This window comes from Polaribacter sargassicola (assembly GCF_021991835.1).
In the GTDB taxonomy this organism is placed as follows: Bacteria; Bacteroidota; Bacteroidia; order Flavobacteriales; family Flavobacteriaceae; genus Polaribacter; species Polaribacter sargassicola.
The window spans coordinates 466,241-481,863 of sequence record NZ_JAHDAU010000001.1; the positions used below are offsets into that span (position 1 = coordinate 466,241).

The 15,623-nt window shown below is 27.6% G+C and carries 15 protein-coding genes; 4 read left to right on the forward strand and 11 right to left on the reverse strand.

All coding sequences use genetic code 11. From position 1 onward, the window contains the following. Positions 1 to 553: 553 nt before the first annotated feature. Positions 554 to 2,608 (reverse strand): methionine--tRNA ligase, encoded by a 2,055-nt coding sequence (gene metG / locus KI686_RS02040; protein WP_237587577.1) that lies wholly within the window; start codon positions 2,606 to 2,608, stop codon positions 554 to 556. A gap of 139 nt (positions 2,609 to 2,747) precedes the next feature. On the opposite strand from metG, the gene KI686_RS02045 reads away from it, so the two are divergent. Together KI686_RS02045 and KI686_RS02050 are read left to right on the forward strand one after the other, a co-directional pair. Then, positions 2,748 to 3,356, forward strand: coding sequence for a hypothetical protein (locus KI686_RS02045; protein ID WP_237587578.1), 609 nt, complete (start codon positions 2,748 to 2,750; stop codon positions 3,354 to 3,356). Between the two features lie 2 nt (positions 3,357 to 3,358). Further along, entirely contained in the window at positions 3,359 to 4,345 is a 987-nt protein-coding gene (locus KI686_RS02050) for a S66 peptidase family protein (RefSeq protein WP_237587579.1), read from the forward strand. A gap of 12 nt (positions 4,346 to 4,357) precedes the next feature. Here KI686_RS02050 and KI686_RS02055 read toward each other — a convergent pair whose 3' ends face one another. Continuing rightward, positions 4,358 to 4,648, reverse strand: coding sequence for a hypothetical protein (locus KI686_RS02055; protein ID WP_237587580.1), 291 nt, complete (start codon positions 4,646 to 4,648; stop codon positions 4,358 to 4,360). Positions 4,649 to 4,687: 39 nt separating this feature from the next. Here KI686_RS02055 and KI686_RS02060 point away from each other — a divergent pair, with 39 nt between their 5' ends. Then, the gene (locus KI686_RS02060) at positions 4,688 to 5,047 is read left to right on the forward strand and encodes a YraN family protein (RefSeq protein WP_237587581.1); all 360 of its coding nucleotides are present in this window, start codon (positions 4,688 to 4,690) and stop codon (positions 5,045 to 5,047) included. A 33-nt stretch (positions 5,048 to 5,080) separates the two neighbouring features. On the opposite strand, the gene KI686_RS02065 is transcribed toward KI686_RS02060, so the two are convergent. After that, positions 5,081 to 6,442 (reverse strand): TlpA family protein disulfide reductase, encoded by a 1,362-nt coding sequence (locus tag KI686_RS02065; RefSeq protein WP_237587582.1) that lies wholly within the window; start codon positions 6,440 to 6,442, stop codon positions 5,081 to 5,083. 71 nt (positions 6,443 to 6,513) lie between these two features. Further along, positions 6,514 to 6,870 carry a hypothetical protein gene (locus KI686_RS02070; RefSeq protein ID WP_237587583.1) on the reverse strand — a complete coding sequence of 119 codons (357 nt, stop codon included), beginning with the start codon at positions 6,868 to 6,870 and terminating at the stop codon, positions 6,514 to 6,516. 86 nt (positions 6,871 to 6,956) lie between these two features. Between KI686_RS02070 and KI686_RS02075 the strand changes: the two genes are divergently transcribed. Continuing rightward, entirely contained in the window at positions 6,957 to 7,481 is a 525-nt protein-coding gene (locus KI686_RS02075; RefSeq protein WP_237587584.1) for a CvpA family protein, read from the forward strand. A gap of 82 nt (positions 7,482 to 7,563) precedes the next feature. On the opposite strand, the gene KI686_RS02080 is transcribed toward KI686_RS02075, so the two are convergent. From KI686_RS02080 to KI686_RS02110, 7 genes are all read right to left on the reverse strand, one after another. After that, positions 7,564 to 8,193 (reverse strand): carbonic anhydrase family protein, encoded by a 630-nt coding sequence (locus tag KI686_RS02080; RefSeq protein WP_237587585.1) that lies wholly within the window; start codon positions 8,191 to 8,193, stop codon positions 7,564 to 7,566. A gap of 83 nt (positions 8,194 to 8,276) precedes the next feature. Beyond that, positions 8,277 to 9,869 (reverse strand): SulP family inorganic anion transporter, encoded by a 1,593-nt coding sequence (locus KI686_RS02085; RefSeq protein WP_237587586.1) that lies wholly within the window; start codon positions 9,867 to 9,869, stop codon positions 8,277 to 8,279. Positions 9,870 to 9,958: 89 nt separating this feature from the next. Beyond that, entirely contained in the window at positions 9,959 to 10,249 is a 291-nt protein-coding gene (locus KI686_RS02090) for a hypothetical protein (protein WP_237587587.1), read from the reverse strand. A 58-nt stretch (positions 10,250 to 10,307) separates the two neighbouring features. After that, positions 10,308 to 11,066: a tetratricopeptide repeat protein gene (locus tag KI686_RS02095; protein WP_237587588.1), complete on the reverse strand. Its 759-nt coding sequence runs from the start codon at positions 11,064 to 11,066 to the stop codon at positions 10,308 to 10,310. A gap of 2 nt (positions 11,067 to 11,068) precedes the next feature. Next, a complete protein-coding gene (locus KI686_RS02100; RefSeq protein WP_237587589.1) occupies positions 11,069 to 12,835 on the reverse strand; it encodes a BatD family protein in 1,767 nt (588 codons plus the stop codon). A 24-nt stretch (positions 12,836 to 12,859) separates the two neighbouring features. Continuing rightward, positions 12,860 to 13,711 (reverse strand): tetratricopeptide repeat protein, encoded by an 852-nt coding sequence (locus KI686_RS02105; protein ID WP_237587590.1) that lies wholly within the window; start codon positions 13,709 to 13,711, stop codon positions 12,860 to 12,862. A gap of 331 nt (positions 13,712 to 14,042) precedes the next feature. Next, positions 14,043 to 15,440 carry a glycosyltransferase family 2 protein gene (locus KI686_RS02110; RefSeq protein ID WP_237587591.1) on the reverse strand — a complete coding sequence of 466 codons (1,398 nt, stop codon included), beginning with the start codon at positions 15,438 to 15,440 and terminating at the stop codon, positions 14,043 to 14,045. Positions 15,441 to 15,623: the final 183 nt, after the last annotated feature.

Consider the following 15,623-nt stretch of genomic DNA (forward strand, 5'->3'; position numbering starts at 1 on the left):
AGGACAAAAATATATTCTTACAAAGTGATTTCAGTTTTTTTTTCGTTGAAATGAAGTGTTTACCCTTTAAAAAGGGTAGAATCGTCCGTTAAAGTATATTTTTTGAACGGTCCAAATAAGTCTTTTTTTATGTATTTAATATAGAGCGTGTTATAGCGGTTTTAAATTTTGTCTATAAAATAACCTGAAGCTTTTTCTTTATATTTCACAAAAAATAGATAAGTATTAAAACAATTTTAGTGTTGTTTTTTAGTGTAAAAGAATCAGAAAACTCTTTAGAAGTTGTTGTTTTGTTTTTAAAAGAAAATAGAATAGAAGAAAATTTAGTCTGATTTTTATTTGTTAGAAAAATTCGATAAGAATTATTATCAGAAATGCTAGAGCTTATTAAAACTTTATATTTTCTTTTTTTTCTTCGGAAGTAATTGATTCTGATATATTAAAATCAGAATCAATTTTATAACCGAAAAGTGTTTTATATATCTGTAAAAAAAAGCTATTGCACTTTTTTTTTACAGTTAATATTATGTTTTTAATGTTTGATGCTGATGTTTTAACTAACCTGTTGTCCGTTTTTAACTGCTTTTTCAGGCTCTACAAAGGCTAATTTTCCATCTGGTGTATCAGTCATTAAAATCATTCCTTGGCTTTCTACTCCTCTAATTTTTCTTGGTGCTAAATTTACCAAAACAGATACTTGCTGACCAATAATATCTTCTGGAGAAAAGCTTTCTGCAATACCAGAAACAATTGTTCTTGTATCTATACCAACATCAACCTTTAATTTTAAAAGTTTTTTAGTTTTTGCTACCTTTTCTGCTTCTAAAATAGTACCAATTCTAATATCTAATTTGGTAAAATCGTCAAATTCTATGGTTTCTTTTTGTGGTTCTACAACTTTGTTTTCTTGCTCGTTAGCAATTTTTGTAGCTTCTAATTTTTGTAATTGAATATCAATTGTTTTGTCTTCAATTTTAGAGAATAATAATTCTGCTTTATTTATTTGATGATTTTCTGCAACTAAAACATTCTTTTCAGTAATATCTTCCCAAGAAAGTGTGTTATCAAGATTTAAAATTGCTTTTAATTTTGTTGATGTAAAAGGGATAAATGGTTCTGAAACTACAGCTAAAGCAGTTGCAATTTGCAAGGCAACATACATAATTGTTTGCACACGTTCTGCATCTACTTTAATCACTTTCCAAGGTTCTTCATCAGCTAAATACTTGTTACCCAATCTAGCTAAATTCATTAATTCTTGGCTAGCTTCTCTAAATCTATAACGTTCTATAGATTTACCAATTACATTAGGAAACTCTTTTATAGCAGCCAAAACATCTTCGTCTACTTCTGTAAAATTATTTGGAGCAGGAATAATTCCGTTGTAATATTTGTTTGTTAAAACAACAACTCTGTTGATAAAATTACCAAAAATTGCCACCAATTCGTTATTGTTTTTTGCCTGAAAATCTTTCCAAGTAAAATCGTTGTCTTTACTTTCTGGCGCATTTGCCGTTAATGTATAACGTAAAACATCTTGCTGATTTGGGAACTCTTCTAAATACTCGTGTAACCAAACAGCCCAGTTTTTAGAAGTAGATAATTTGTTGCCTTCTAAGTTTAAAAACTCATTAGCAGGTACATTGTCTGGTAAAATATAATCTCCATGTGCTTTTAACATACTCGGAAAAATAATACAGTGAAAAACAATATTGTCTTTACCAATAAAGTGTACCAATTTGGTATCGTCTTTTTTCCAATAATCTTCCCAATTTTTGCCTTCTCTTTCTGCCCATTCTTTGGTTGATGAAATGTAACCAATTGGTGCATCAAACCAAACATATAATACCTTTCCTTCTCCGCCTTCTACAGGAACCGGAATACCCCAATCTAAATCTCTAGTTACTGCTCTTGGTCTTAAACCATCTTCTACCCAACTTTTTACTTGTCCGTAAACATTAGGTTTCCAGTCTTTTTTATGTCCTTCTAAAACCCATTCTCGTAAAAAGGCTTCGTGTTTATCTAACGGTAAAAACCAGTGTTTTGTTTCTTTTAGAGTTGGTGTATTACCAGTAATTGAAGATTTTGGATTAATTAAATCTGTTGCGTTATGAGAAGTTCCACAACTTTCACATTGATCTCCATAACTTTCTTCAAAACCACATTTAGGGCAAGTACCAACCACAAATCTGTCTGCTAAAAACTGATTAGCTTCTGCATCGTACAATTGTTCAGAAACTTCTTCTATAAACTCACCATCATTATACATTTTTGTAAAAAATTCTGATGCTGTTTTATGATGAATTTCTGCAGAAGTTCTAGAGTAATTGTCAAAAGAAATTCCAAAATCTTTAAAAGATTTTTTAATAATTCCGTGGTATTTATCAATAATATCTTGCGGAGAAATTCCTTCTTTTTTAGCTCTCATTGGTATAGCAGCACCATGCTCATCAGAACCACAGATGTACGCAACATCTTTACCGGTTAAACGTAAATAACGAGCGTAAATATCTGCGGGTACGTATACACCTGCTAAATGGCCAATATGTATTGGTCCGTTTGTATAAGGTAAAGCTGCTGTAATTGTATATCTTTTTGGAGTATTCATCGAATTTTCCTTGAATTTAATTTGTGGTCTATTTTTTGCGTGACAAAAGTACAAAAAAGAGGCTTTTAAAATTCATTGAAAATAAGATACGTTTAAAGTAAAAGTTTTTTAGTTTTATAGCACAAATAAAAAGAGTGTGATGAAAAGGAATATTTTAATTTTTACTTTATTATTCTTGCTTTTTTCATCCGCTTTAGCGCAAACAGAAAAAGATTCTATAATTAATAAAACGAATCCAATTTTATTTGCTGATATTAGTTTAGGTTATGCAAATGGTGCATTAAAGGGTGTTATGACTGGCGCAAGCATAAATTATGAGAAAAATAAAAACTTATTTACTTTTAGAATTACGTCTGTTATAGATTTAAGAAAAGTAAAATTCTTTTTGTTTTTTCCAGTTTTTGGTACAATAAAATCTATTGATGAGTTTTCTTTTTTATACGGTAGAAGGTTTGTAAATGATGATTTTTCATATCATTTTTCTGTAGGAATTTCTCATAATACTTATAAACTTAAAATAGATAGTGAAGAAACTATAGATTATTTTGTAGGTTTTCCTTTAGAGATTGGTTTTAGTTGGTTTAAACCTAAAAAAGAAAAATTTAGAGTTTTATATGGCTTAATTCCTGTAGGTAAACCAACTAGTTTTGGTAGATCTTTTGGGGTAAAGTTGTATGCAAATGTTGCTGAAAAAACATATATTGGCATTGGATTGAATTTTGGAATTGGTTGGCATAAAAAATATTAAAAATGAAAAAAAAGATAGGATTTGTTTTATTGTTAATGAGTTTTACACTTACAAAAGCACAAGGAATTAATGATAAACTAATTACCCCACCGTATTTAAAAACAGGTGATAGTATTGCAATACTTGCACCTGCTGGTATTTTAAAAAATAGACAAGAAACTATTTTTAAAGCAAAAGAATTAGCAGAAAGTTGGGGATTAAAAGTAGTTTTAGGGAAACATATTTTTAATCAAAATAGTCATTTTGCAGGAACCGATGCAGAAAGAACAGCAGATTTTCAAAAGGCATTAGACAACCCAAATATTAAAGCAATTTGGTCTGGTCGTGGCGGTTATGGTTCTGTAAGAGTTTTAGATAAATTAGCTTATACAACTTTTTTAAAACACCCTAAATGGATAATTGGTTATTCTGATATTACAGCCTTTCATAGTCATGTTCATAACCTAGGTGTAGAAACAATGCACGCAATGATGGGTACAAGTGTAGAAGATAAGCCAGAACTAATTGTAGAAACAATTGCTAGTTTTAAAAAAGCAATTTTTGGTAAAAAATTAGCTTATACAATTCCTTCATCTAATTATAATAGAAAAGGAGAAGCTTTTGGGCAATTAGTAGGAGGTAACTTAGCTTTGTTAGCATCTATGTTGGGGTCTGAAAGTGAAACTAATACGGCTGGTAAAATTCTTTTTATTGAAGAAATAGGTGAGTATAAATATTCTATTGATAGAATGTTGCAAAGTTTAAAAAGAGCTGGTTATTTTAATAATTGTACAGGTTTAATAATTGGTGATATTTCTAAAATTAAAACAAACACTACTAAATGGGGGCGTACTATAGAAGAATTGGTTTTAGATGTTGTTAAAGAATATAAGTTTCCTGTAATGTTTAACTTTCCTGCGGGGCACGAATCTGATAATAGAGCTTTAATTTTAGGAAGAAATGTTACTTTAAAAATTGATAATCAAAACTCTACAGTAGTTTTTGACTAAGTTAATAAGTATTTACATTGATTTTATTCTGAATAGAGAAGCATCTAAATCATTATAAAGTTTTAAAAAACGATGTTTACGATTTTCTTGTTCTTTAAATTCTTTACCACTAGTACCTCCAAGAAATCCTAACCTTTTAAATTTAGGGTAATTGTGGTTTTCTTCGTTTAAATTAAAATCAATTTTAGCTATTTCTATATTTAGCTGATTAATTTCATCATCAGAAATAATCTTATCGTTTTGATGTCTTAAACATTCGTTTTGTAAAAATTTTAAATATTTAATTATTATTTTTTTAGTCATAAGATTATAAAAGTAATTAATAATTTGTAATTTAACTATATGGCAGAACATAATAAACTTGGTGAAAAAGGAGAGCAATTAGCCATTGATTTCTTAATTAAAAACGATTATAAAATCCTTGAGAAAAACTATTGTTATTTAAAAGCCGAAGTAGATATTATTGCCCAAAAAGAAGAGGTTTTGGCAGTTGTTGAGGTTAAAACCCGTTCTACCGATTATTTTGGTAATCCAGAAGATTTTGTAAATCCGAAGAAAATAAAATTATTACTTTCTGCTATTGATTATTATGTGATAGAAAATGATTTAGATGTAGAGGTTCGGTTTGATATTATTGCCATTATTCATCAGAAAAAAGAAACAAAAATAAAGCATTTAAAAGATGCTTTTTTACACTTTTAAATGCTTGTATAATTAGGTTGAAAATAATTTATATTATTTGTTTAAAAAGCTTTTAACATCTTCTAGACTTTCTGGTTTAGCTATAATTTTTTTGTTTTTATCTAAAATAAAATAAGTTGGTGTAGATATAATATTGTAAGTTCTGGCAATTTTATTTTCCCATTTATTAAGTCCTAAAACATTGTGCCAATTTGGTAAACTTGTTTTATAATTTTCCCAACCAAACTTATCATCTTCTAATGCAAAAGCAATTACTTTTACGGCTTTATTTTCTTTTAAAAAATTATATAATTTAGGTATTTCATTTAAACAATGAGAGCATGTTGTACTCCAAAAAACTAATACGTATTTTTCTGAATCGTTTAAAGTAGATAATTTAAAGTTTTTATCATTTTCTTTCCAAGAAAAATCAGGTGCAATTCTACCAACTTCTGTAGCAAATAAAGATTGTTTACTTGTTATAAATTTTTGATTTTGAATTGTTTTAGGTAGTTTACTGTAATGGTTTTCGAATAAGTAGTCTATTAATTCTAAATTCATTATCGTTTCGAACTGATTGATTAAAAACTCGATTGTATTTTTTTTGTAAATAGGGTTTTCAAACTTAGAAATTACTTTGTCTACAGATTTTTTATATAGTATTTGTTGTGTATTTGGATCATCAGAATAATTAATATAAAATACATAATCTGTTATTTTATCAACTAAGAAATAAGAGTTTAAAAGTGTTTTGTTATTAAAGTCTATTTTATCGAAAAAAGTATTAATTATATTAGACATATATGTTTGCGGGTTGTCTAAAATTTCTTCAGGATTATTTCTTAAAGAAGCTTTAATAAACGGAGCAATATACATGCCTTTAGAACTTAATAAATACTCATTTTGAATAGTATTTACATTATTATAAGCAACTTTATAATCTTTTTTTAAGTCTAAATTTGGGTTTTGTAATGCTGTAATTTGTATAGAATCTAATTTTTCTTGTGCATTAGATATTTTTTCTAAATACTTTTTATAAAGTATGTTTTCTTTTGATGTAGAAAAGGTAACTGTTTGATATGGATAATCTGGGTGAAAACTAAAATTAAGATTTTCTTTATTAAATATAAAGTCTACAAAACCAGCATTTTCTAATTTATATGTTATTCTATAAGCACCTGGTTCTGTATCTTTAGGTAAAGTAAAATTAAAAGTACCAATTTCTTGTTTTTTGCCTTGAACATCTACAATACTCGTTTTTATTTTAGAGTCTTGAATATATTTTTGCGAAGATCCTTCTATTTTGTATAAAATTACCCAATCACTTTCTATTGCATTAGACATTGTACCGTTAATGGTGTATTGTGCGTTAGCAAATGAAGAAATGAAGAATATAAGAGCGAGAATTTTTTTCATTTTATTAAGTTGATAGTGTTTTGTTCTGTATTTTCAAGAAATATACCAAAAAAGCATTTTTTAGATTAAATTTAATCTAAGTAGTTTATAGAATCAAAATAATTAATAATTGCTTCTTTCATTAGAACAGTTTGTTCACCAGGTTTTAAGCTAGGTAATTCTGTAATAGTTTTATAATGTGGCCATCCATCATCATCAAAAAAATCAAACTCATAATAACCGTAAGGTTCTAATAATTTACATATAGCAATATGCATTAAGTTCATTTTTTCGTCTTTTTTAAAGCTTCTATGACCTTGCCCTAACTCTTGTACACCAACTAAATAAATAATTCCATCTATATTTAATTCATCGCCATCTGCAAATTGATTTGTTAGTTTTTGTACTAATAAATTCCATTTTTCTTTTAAAGAGACTGTTTTTGACATAAAAATCATTTAGAAGTGGTAAAGATACAATTGACTTTATTAAAATTTGAAAAAAAAAGTGTAGGTTTGAAAAAAAAAATTAACTAATGAATGTTTTTGATATAATAATTGCGGCTTCGTTGCTTTTTGGTTTTACAAGAGGGTTAATGAAAGGTTTATTTATAGAGGTAGCTTCTATAGTTGCATTAGTAGCAGGTGTTTATGGAGCTATCCATTTTTCTCATTTTGCATCTTATTTTTTAAATAGATTAACTTGGAAACCCGAGTATATTCATGTAGCAGAATTTGCGATTACTTTTGTAATTATTATTTTAATTATTACTCTTATTGGTAAAGGATTAACAAAAGCGGCAGATTTTGTTTCATTAGGAATTGTAAATAAAATAGCAGGAGGTGTTTTTGGTTTTTTAAAAATAGGACTTATTTTAAGTGTAATTTTTACTTTTTTTGGTAAGATGAATGATAAAATACCATTTTTAGAAGCAGAAACTTTAGAAAAATCTCTTTTATATAATCCTATTAAAGAAGTAGCACCTTCTTTATTTCCTTCATTATTAAAAGAAGAAGAAGTACCTGTAGAAGGAGAGTTACCTGTAGAAGAGACGGTTTAGTATTAAATATTTATCTAAAATTAATTACAAATAAAAAGAGGCCATAAACAGGCCTCTTTTTTAGTATTATAAAATATCTTTTTTAGTTAAAAAATGAAACAGAACCATCTTTAATATCATACATAGCACCTATAATCATAATTTCACCATTTTGTTCCATTTCTAATAGAACTTCACTTTCGTTTTTAATTCTTTCTATTGTCATTAAAACATTTTTAGCAGACACGTTGTCTACAAAATCTAGGTTAGATGAGTTTCTTATTGTAGCATCTTTAGGTTCTTCTACAGCATCAACTGCTGGTTTAATTTTACTTAACATTGCTGTTAAGTTACCTAGTTCAGCGTTGTCACAAGCACCTTTTATAGCACCACAACTAGTGTGTCCTAAAACCACAATTAACTTGGTTCCTGCAAGTTTGCAAGCAAACTCCATAGAACCTAAAATGTCTTCATTTACAAAGTTACCAGCAATACGAATACTAAAAATATCTCCTAAACCTTGATCGAAAACTAATTCTGCAGAAACTCTAGAATCTATACAGCTTAAAATTGTTGCAAAAGGAAATTGACCTGTACTAGTATCGTTAACTTGTTCTAATAAGTTTCTGTTAGCTTTTAAATTATCTTGAAATCTTTTATTTCCTTCTTTTAAGAACTGTAATGACTTTTCTGGAGTCATTGTTGCTTGTGTTTCTTTAGTATGTGCTTTCATATTTTATATTTTTATAAAATTACTAGTTTTTTAAAACTAATAAAAGTAATTGTTTTATTAATGTAGTTTTAAGCTATTGTAACTTAGCTTAAACTAATATCAGATTTTGGTCTTTCATTAAAGAAGTGAATAAAACTAGCAGGGTTTTCTACAATACCTCTTTTAGAAATTAACTTAATATCTATGTTTTTTTCTTTTGCTTTATGCAAAAAGTCTTCTAAAATTTCAATAATATCATTATCTAAATATCTAGTATTAATCAAATTTATTTCTAAAGAAGTATCTTTTGGTAAACTATCTAATTCTTTTAAAATTGCACCTTTGTTAAAGAAAGTAACCTCTTCTGCTAAAGTCATTTTTATTTTATGTTTACCGTTACTTTTATCTTCTATATGTAAAAAGTGAGAGTTTTGGTAACTTTTTAATAAAATAACTACAATACCAACAAACAAACCTAAACCAATACCAACTAATAAATCTGTAAAAACAATACCAACTACAGTAACAATAAAAGGGACAAATTGTTTCCATCCTAACTTATAAATTTGTTTAAAAAGCGATGGTTTTGCTAATTTATAACCTACAATTAATAAGATTGCAGCTAATACAGATAAAGGTATTTTATTTAATAAACTAGGTATTAAAATAACAGAGATTAGTAAAAATAAACCATGTAAAATAGTTGATAATTTTGTTTTTCCACCAGATTGAATATTGGCAGAACTTCTTACAATTACTTGTGTAATTGGCAAACCACCAATTAAACCAGAAATAATATTACCGGTACCTTGGGCTAATAATTCTCTATTTGTAGGTGTTACATTTTTTGCAGGATCTAATTTGTCTGAAGCTTCTACACATAAAAGCGTTTCTAAACTTGCAACTAAAGCAATTGTAAAAGCAGTTATCCATACTTCTGGATTAGTAATTGCAGAAAAATTAGGAAACTTAAATTGATTAAAAAATGAAGTTGCATCTTCTGGTACAGGTACGCTTACTAAATGCGATTGTGAAATAGAAAGTGTAGCATTAGATTGTGTTAACATAAAAAAAACAATACCTAAAACTACGGCAACAAGCGGGCCTTGTATTATTGTAAAAAATTTAGCTTTTTTTGCTAAAACATTGTCCCAAAATAAAATAACAGCTAAACCTATAATACCAATTACTAAAGATCCTAAAATAAGATGATCGAATATGTTAAATATAGAAGAAAATGTATTTTCTCCAGAAGCTTCTATAAAACTATCTGCTCCCTCTGGCTCTGCATCATAACCAAAGAAATGAGGAATTTGTTTTAAAATAATAATAATACCAATACCTGTTAACATACCTTTAATTACAGATGAAGGAAAATAGTACCCAATAACTCCGGCTTTTAAAAAGCCAAAAATTAATTGTATAACACCTCCTAAAACCACGGCAACTAAAAAGTTTTGGTAACCACCTAAAGAGCCAATTGCAGTTAATACAATTGCTGCTAAACCGGCAGCAGGACCACTAACACCTATTTTAGAGCCACTTAAGCCTCCAACAACAACTCCACCAATAATTCCAGAAATAACCCCAGCAAATAAAGGTGCACCACTTGCTAATGCAATACCTAAACATAAAGGTAATGCTACGAAAAATACTACAATACTTGCAGGTAAATCGTTTTTAATGTATTTAAACATAAGTAAATATATTTTACTCTATTTTTTTAGAATAGAGTTTGTTTTAATAAAAATTATAATTTTTTGTACTAGTGATAATGTGATTAATTCTAGCGTAGAATTTCTGGTGGAGGAGTGTAAATTTTTGGAAATAAAGAGCTGTATTTTGTAGAAGTAAAGTGTATACTTACTACTTCTGTAAAATGGCTAAAAAATATTTTAGAATATGAGTTTTGATAAACTTTAATATTTTTTAAAATTTCATTTTCATTATTATCTTCTTCGTTTAAATTTAAAAAAAAAGATACATTTTGATTTTTATCTAATAAACTTATAATTGTAGGTGTTGTAACAACACAAACAAAGAGAAAAGAAAAAAAAATAGCTGTTTTTATTTTCAAAAGAATTATTAGTTTTTTGCTAAATTACAAAAATAGTTAACAATTTTTTTACAAAGTATTAAAAATCATTCAATAATTTTAATTCATTTCCAATTATCCAACCTGTTTTTCCGTCTATCAACTTAATTTTTTTCCAATCATCAACAGCGTCTAAAACTACAACTTTTGTACCTTCATGTAAAGTAAATACTTTTTCAGAATTAAAAGTAGGCGCATTTTTAACATCTGTTTCTTCGGCAAAAATAATGGCTTCTTTATTATTTATAAAGTAATTATATTGTTGATAAGTTATAAATAGAGAAGTTACTAAAAGTATAAAACTAATAATACTTGTTGTAAAATAAAATCGTTTTTTTAAAGATCCTTCTGCAAAGTAGAATAATAAAAATAATAAACTACCTAAAACAGAAAAACCAATTACAACTTTTGCCCATTGGTTGTAAGATAATTTTTGTAGATAATTTGCATTAAATTTTTGCAAAACAGTTTTTGGTAACTCTTCAATATTATCTAAAGCCAAGCGTTTAGCAAAAACCAAATTATTCTTTACATCATCATTTAAAGGGTTTAATTTTAACGCTTTTTCATAATAATATATAGATGGCCCAACGTTATTTAGTTTGTAGTATGCGTTACCTAAATTATAATATAATTCTGATGATACTATATCTAAAGCTTCTATTTTTTTATACTCTTCTATAGCTTCTTCAAACTTTTCATTCTTGTATAAAGTATTTGCATTATCAAATAAGCTATCTGCATTTTGTGCAGTAACAGTGTTGGCTATTATAAATAATAAAAACAATAATTTTTTCATTTCTATAATTGTTTATCTAACTGTATTATCACTTGTTTTGCTCTTTCAAATTCTGCTTCCATTTCTGTGTCTGTTATAGGTGTATATCTTGCAAAATCAGAGCTTTTTAATACATCTATAAATTGAGTAACTATGGCAGAGTCTACTTTTTTGTTTTCTAAAATTTCAGTAATTCTTTCTTTACTAATATCAGTAGTTTCAATACCTAATTTTGCTTTTAAATAATTATGTAAAGCACGTTCTAAAGCTTCGTAAAAAGCTTCTTTTTTACCTAATTGTTTTTTTGCTTCAGATAAATACTTTTTAGCAAGTCTTTCTGCTTTTCTAAGTTTATTCCCTATAATATCGTTATTTCTTTCTTTGTTCTTTTTATCAATTATAATACCAATTGGTATTGCAATTAGTGGAAGTAATAAAAGGATATAAAACAAATTAGATTTAAAGAAATTATCTTTTTTAATAGGATTAAATTCGCTTTTTGTTGCAATGTATCTAAAGTTATTTCCTGTAGAAACTACGGCTTGTTTTTTTACAGAATTACTATTATCTACAGTTGGTTTTAATTCTTTTCCTTCTAAAACATCAACAAATAAATCTTCTGTATTTACAGTATGATATTTTTTTTCTTTAGGATTAAAATAAGAAAAAGAAACGTTTGGTATTTTGTATTTACCTTTATATTGTGGCACAACTGTATATAAATCTGAAACAGAACCAGAAATTCCGCCAGAGTTTATACGTACATTTTCTTTTCTTTCTGGTTGATATTTTTCTAACTCTACAGGAGTTGTTACTTCTGGTAATTCAAATAATTTTAAATTTCCTTTACCAGAAACAGTTATTTTAATTTGAGAACTTTCGTTAGCTTTTAGTTGCGTTTTACTTAGAGCTACATCAAAATCAAAATTACCAACAGCACCATTAAAGTTTTCTGGTTTACCTTCTAGTGGAAGATCTTTTGGTTTGATAATTTTTTTAGCAGAAGCAAATTCTTTCTTTATATTTCTAGTAATTGCATTTCCAAAGAAATCGGCTCTACCAGTAGGTACTCCAATAACAATATCCATTTTCATAGGATCTATTGTTAAATTACCAGTTCTAGTAGGTATTAATAGAGCTTTTTGTAAAACTATATATCTATAATTTTCTCCATTATATTTTCCCATTTTTACAGGAAAACTATTAAGTTCTATATTTTGGCTCCAAAAACCGTTGTATTGCGGAGCTTCTGTTACACCAGTATCATACACATTTACATTTTCGCTAACATATAATCTGTATTCTAAATAAACACCTTCTCCAACGTAAGGTTTAGAGTTAGATATTTCTGCAACTAAATGTATATTTTGTTGTGCAACATAATTAGGGTCGTTTGGATCTTTAGGTATTTCTACCGCATCTACAACTATAATTTTAATAGGATCAGATTTTATAGTTTTACCACCAATTTTAATACTAGCGTTTTCTATTATTAGTTCTCCTTTTCTTTTAGGTTGTATAAAATATGTATAAGATTGAGAAAAACTTGCTTTTCCGTTAATCCAAGATTGGCTAACAGATTGGCTAGGTCCGCCAACTACTTTAAAGTTGGTAAATTTAGGAGGAGTAAAATCATCACCACCTTGTTTATTAATAGAAAACTCAACACGTAAACGTTGGTTTACCCCTAATTTATTTTTACTCACTTTTGCTTTTAAAGTTGCTTCTTGTGCACTTATTGCTAGAGTAAGTAAACTTAAAAATATAGTTATGTAAAATTTCAACTTCATCTTCTTTTTCTGTAAATGTCTAGTTTACCAATCTTTTTCTTGTTTTACTTTTTCACCCTTAGCTTTTTGAGCATTCATTTTCTTTTGGGTTTTCTTTTCTTCGTTATTTAAGCTTTCTAGTAACTGCTTAATTTGTTCTGGAGACATTTTACCTTGTTGAGGTTTTGGTTTCTGATTTGGATCTTTTTTATCGTCTTTTTTAGGATCCTTATTTTTATCCTTGTCTTTATCGCCATCACCATCTTTATCTTTATCGCCATCACCATCTTTATCTTTATCGTCTCCGTCTTTATTGTCTTTGTCGTCCTTTTTTTGATCTTTATTTTGATCGTCTTTATCTTTGTTATCCTTGTCTTTATTATCCTTATTTTGGTCGTCTTTATTTTCTTGATTCTCTTTTTCTAACAGTTTTTGTGCAACTGCTAAATTATAACGAGTTTCATCATCAGTAGGATTATTACGAAGAGAGTTTTTGTAAGCATCTACTGCAGCTTGATACTGTTTTTGTTCCATCATAGCATTACCAATATTATGATAGGCTTCTGCTTTTGTAAATTTATCTGTAGCAGTTTCTGCAGTTAATTCGTATTGTGGTACAGCTTCTTTGTAGTTTTTACTTTGATATAAAGCATTACCTAAATTGTAAGAAGCTTTATCATATCTATTATTGTTTCCTAATGCTTTTTGGTAGGCAACAGAAGCATCTGTATATTGCTTTTTTGCATATAGCTCATTACCAGAACGCACTAAGCTTCTTGTTTTTCTTTGTAAGGTAATAGAATCTTTTTGTGCTAAAATTTCTTTAGATGAAAATAGCACTAAGAAAATGATAGTAATGTATTGTAAAATCTTCATGTTATTTTTAACATCTTTCATAATTCTGTATCTTTTTTCAGAGAAATCAATATTTACAAAAGTAAGTTATTAGAAAAAAGAATTTTGTTAATAAGTTGTTATTTTTAAAAAGCCTTAAACCTAGAAATATCATATGGATTTCATTTAAAAAATAATTTTTATAGTTGTGGTTTTAGTTAGTAAAAGACTATTTTTTTGGGCAATATATACAATTTATAAGCTAGTTGCAAAAGTACAGATGTAAGGTTTTAAAATTTTTAAAGCAAAACACCCAATAAATTCTTTGTTATAGAACTTATTGGGTGTTTTATATTTGTTATTACTGTATTATTTACAATAATTATATAAATTTTTATGCGGCTATTTCTCTAGTTAACCAACCACTTTTTCCTGCGGTTGCTATTGCGTAAGGTGTAATCCAAAATAAACCAAATGTGTATAAAATACTATATGAGTAAGCCCAAAATGCTTCTTTAATGTTGTACCTTTTTGCATAGAAGAAAACTGGAAATGATGAAATTATTAAAATACTTAATAAAGTAGAACTTATAAATAATGCAGGATGAGTAATTATAAAATACAACATAAATAAAAGAAAAGGATAGGCCATAATCATTTTTATAGATTGTGTTAAAAACAATAATCTTGATCCGAATTTGTTGCCTTCTCTAAAGTTAGTAAAAACAAATTTAGACATTGCAATGTTTTCTCTAACATTACTTCTACCCCATCTAATAAACATTTTATAAAGACCTTTGTAGTCTTCTGGTACATTTGTGTAAGCAAATGCGTTTCTTTGAAATAAGACGCTATAACCTTGTTTTAAAATCATATTTGTTAGCGCTCTGTCTTCTCCAATATCAGATGCTTTTCCCATAAATTTTTGATCTATCCATTCTGGTAAACACGCAAAAACGGCAGTTGCTTTGTATGCTGCTAATGCGCCAGGAGTACATAAAACAGAATTTAAAGTGCTTTCTGCAGAACGTTTAAATTCAAAACTCATAACAAAACTTACATTTAGCATTTTTGGTAATAAAGCTTTTTTATTATTTAAAACCTGAATGTTACCAGCCACAGCGCCACATTTTTTATCTGTTACTAACGGACTTACTAAATTACGAAGCGTATCTTCATTTACAATAGAATCACTATCTACTGTAACAAAAACTTCTCCTGTTCCAATATGAAAACCACGATATAAAGCATGGCGTTTACCCATGTTTTTTGGTTGTTGCATTATGGTTACTTGCTTACCTAAAATTCTTTTAGCTTCTTTCATCCAATACCAAGTATCATCTTTACTACCATCATCAATAGATAGTAATTGTAATTTTTCTTTAGGATAATCACTTTTAGCTAAACTTTTTAAAGTTGCCCAAACTTGTTTCCCTTCGTTATAAGCAGGTACTATAACAGTAATTGTTGGTAATTCTTTGTCACTTACAGATTTTATAGGTTTATATTTAAAATATAAGTACACATCATAAATAAAGGTTAGCGATCCAAAAACAAATAGTACGGCAGCAACCATAAAAAATATATAACCAAAGCTATTATTTAATCTGTTGTAATTAAATTTAGAAAAATCATCTTGTAATAAATAAACAGTATATGCAGCACCTAACATTACTATAAAAGAACTTAAAAGTACAATTAGAGATCTAAAATTAATTGATTTCTTTTTTTTCTTAGGTTCTATAGAAAATTTGTTATTGTGTAATTTTAAATTATAAGCAGCAGTTTTCATATTTTTTTGGAGAATTTTTTTAAATCTTTCTACAATCCAAAAACAATTGATATGCCATTTTTGTTAACGCCCTATTACTAGCGTGTTATGATATTTGAGTGTGTTTGTAGTGTGTAAATTTTACCCAAATTGTGGGTAATTTACCCAATTTATAGAGGGGTAATTAGATGTAAAATATTGTTT

Bases quoted from the DNA above. Each gene is read 5' to 3' on its own strand.
- metG (WP_237587577.1), bottom strand. From the start codon at position 2,608: ATGAATACTCCAAAAAGATATACAATTACAGCAGCTTTACCTTATACA.
- KI686_RS02045 (WP_237587578.1), top strand. From the start codon at position 2,748: ATGAAAAGGAATATTTTAATTTTTACTTTATTATTCTTGCTTTTTTCA.
- KI686_RS02050 (WP_237587579.1), top strand. From the start codon at position 3,359: ATGAAAAAAAAGATAGGATTTGTTTTATTGTTAATGAGTTTTACACTT.
- KI686_RS02055 (WP_237587580.1), bottom strand. From the start codon at position 4,648: ATGACTAAAAAAATAATAATTAAATATTTAAAATTTTTACAAAACGAA.
- KI686_RS02060 (WP_237587581.1), top strand. From the start codon at position 4,688: ATGGCAGAACATAATAAACTTGGTGAAAAAGGAGAGCAATTAGCCATT.
- KI686_RS02065 (WP_237587582.1), bottom strand. From the start codon at position 6,442: ATGAAAAAAATTCTCGCTCTTATATTCTTCATTTCTTCATTTGCTAAC.
- KI686_RS02070 (WP_237587583.1), bottom strand. From the start codon at position 6,870: ATGTCAAAAACAGTCTCTTTAAAAGAAAAATGGAATTTATTAGTACAA.
- KI686_RS02075 (WP_237587584.1), top strand. From the start codon at position 6,957: ATGAATGTTTTTGATATAATAATTGCGGCTTCGTTGCTTTTTGGTTTT.
- KI686_RS02080 (WP_237587585.1), bottom strand. From the start codon at position 8,193: ATGAAAGCACATACTAAAGAAACACAAGCAACAATGACTCCAGAAAAG.
- KI686_RS02085 (WP_237587586.1), bottom strand. From the start codon at position 9,869: ATGTTTAAATACATTAAAAACGATTTACCTGCAAGTATTGTAGTATTT.
- KI686_RS02095 (WP_237587588.1), bottom strand. From the start codon at position 11,066: ATGAAAAAATTATTGTTTTTATTATTTATAATAGCCAACACTGTTACT.
- KI686_RS02100 (WP_237587589.1), bottom strand. From the start codon at position 12,835: ATGAAGTTGAAATTTTACATAACTATATTTTTAAGTTTACTTACTCTA.
- KI686_RS02105 (WP_237587590.1), bottom strand. From the start codon at position 13,711: ATGAAAGATGTTAAAAATAACATGAAGATTTTACAATACATTACTATC.
- KI686_RS02110 (WP_237587591.1), bottom strand. From the start codon at position 15,440: ATGAAAACTGCTGCTTATAATTTAAAATTACACAATAACAAATTTTCT.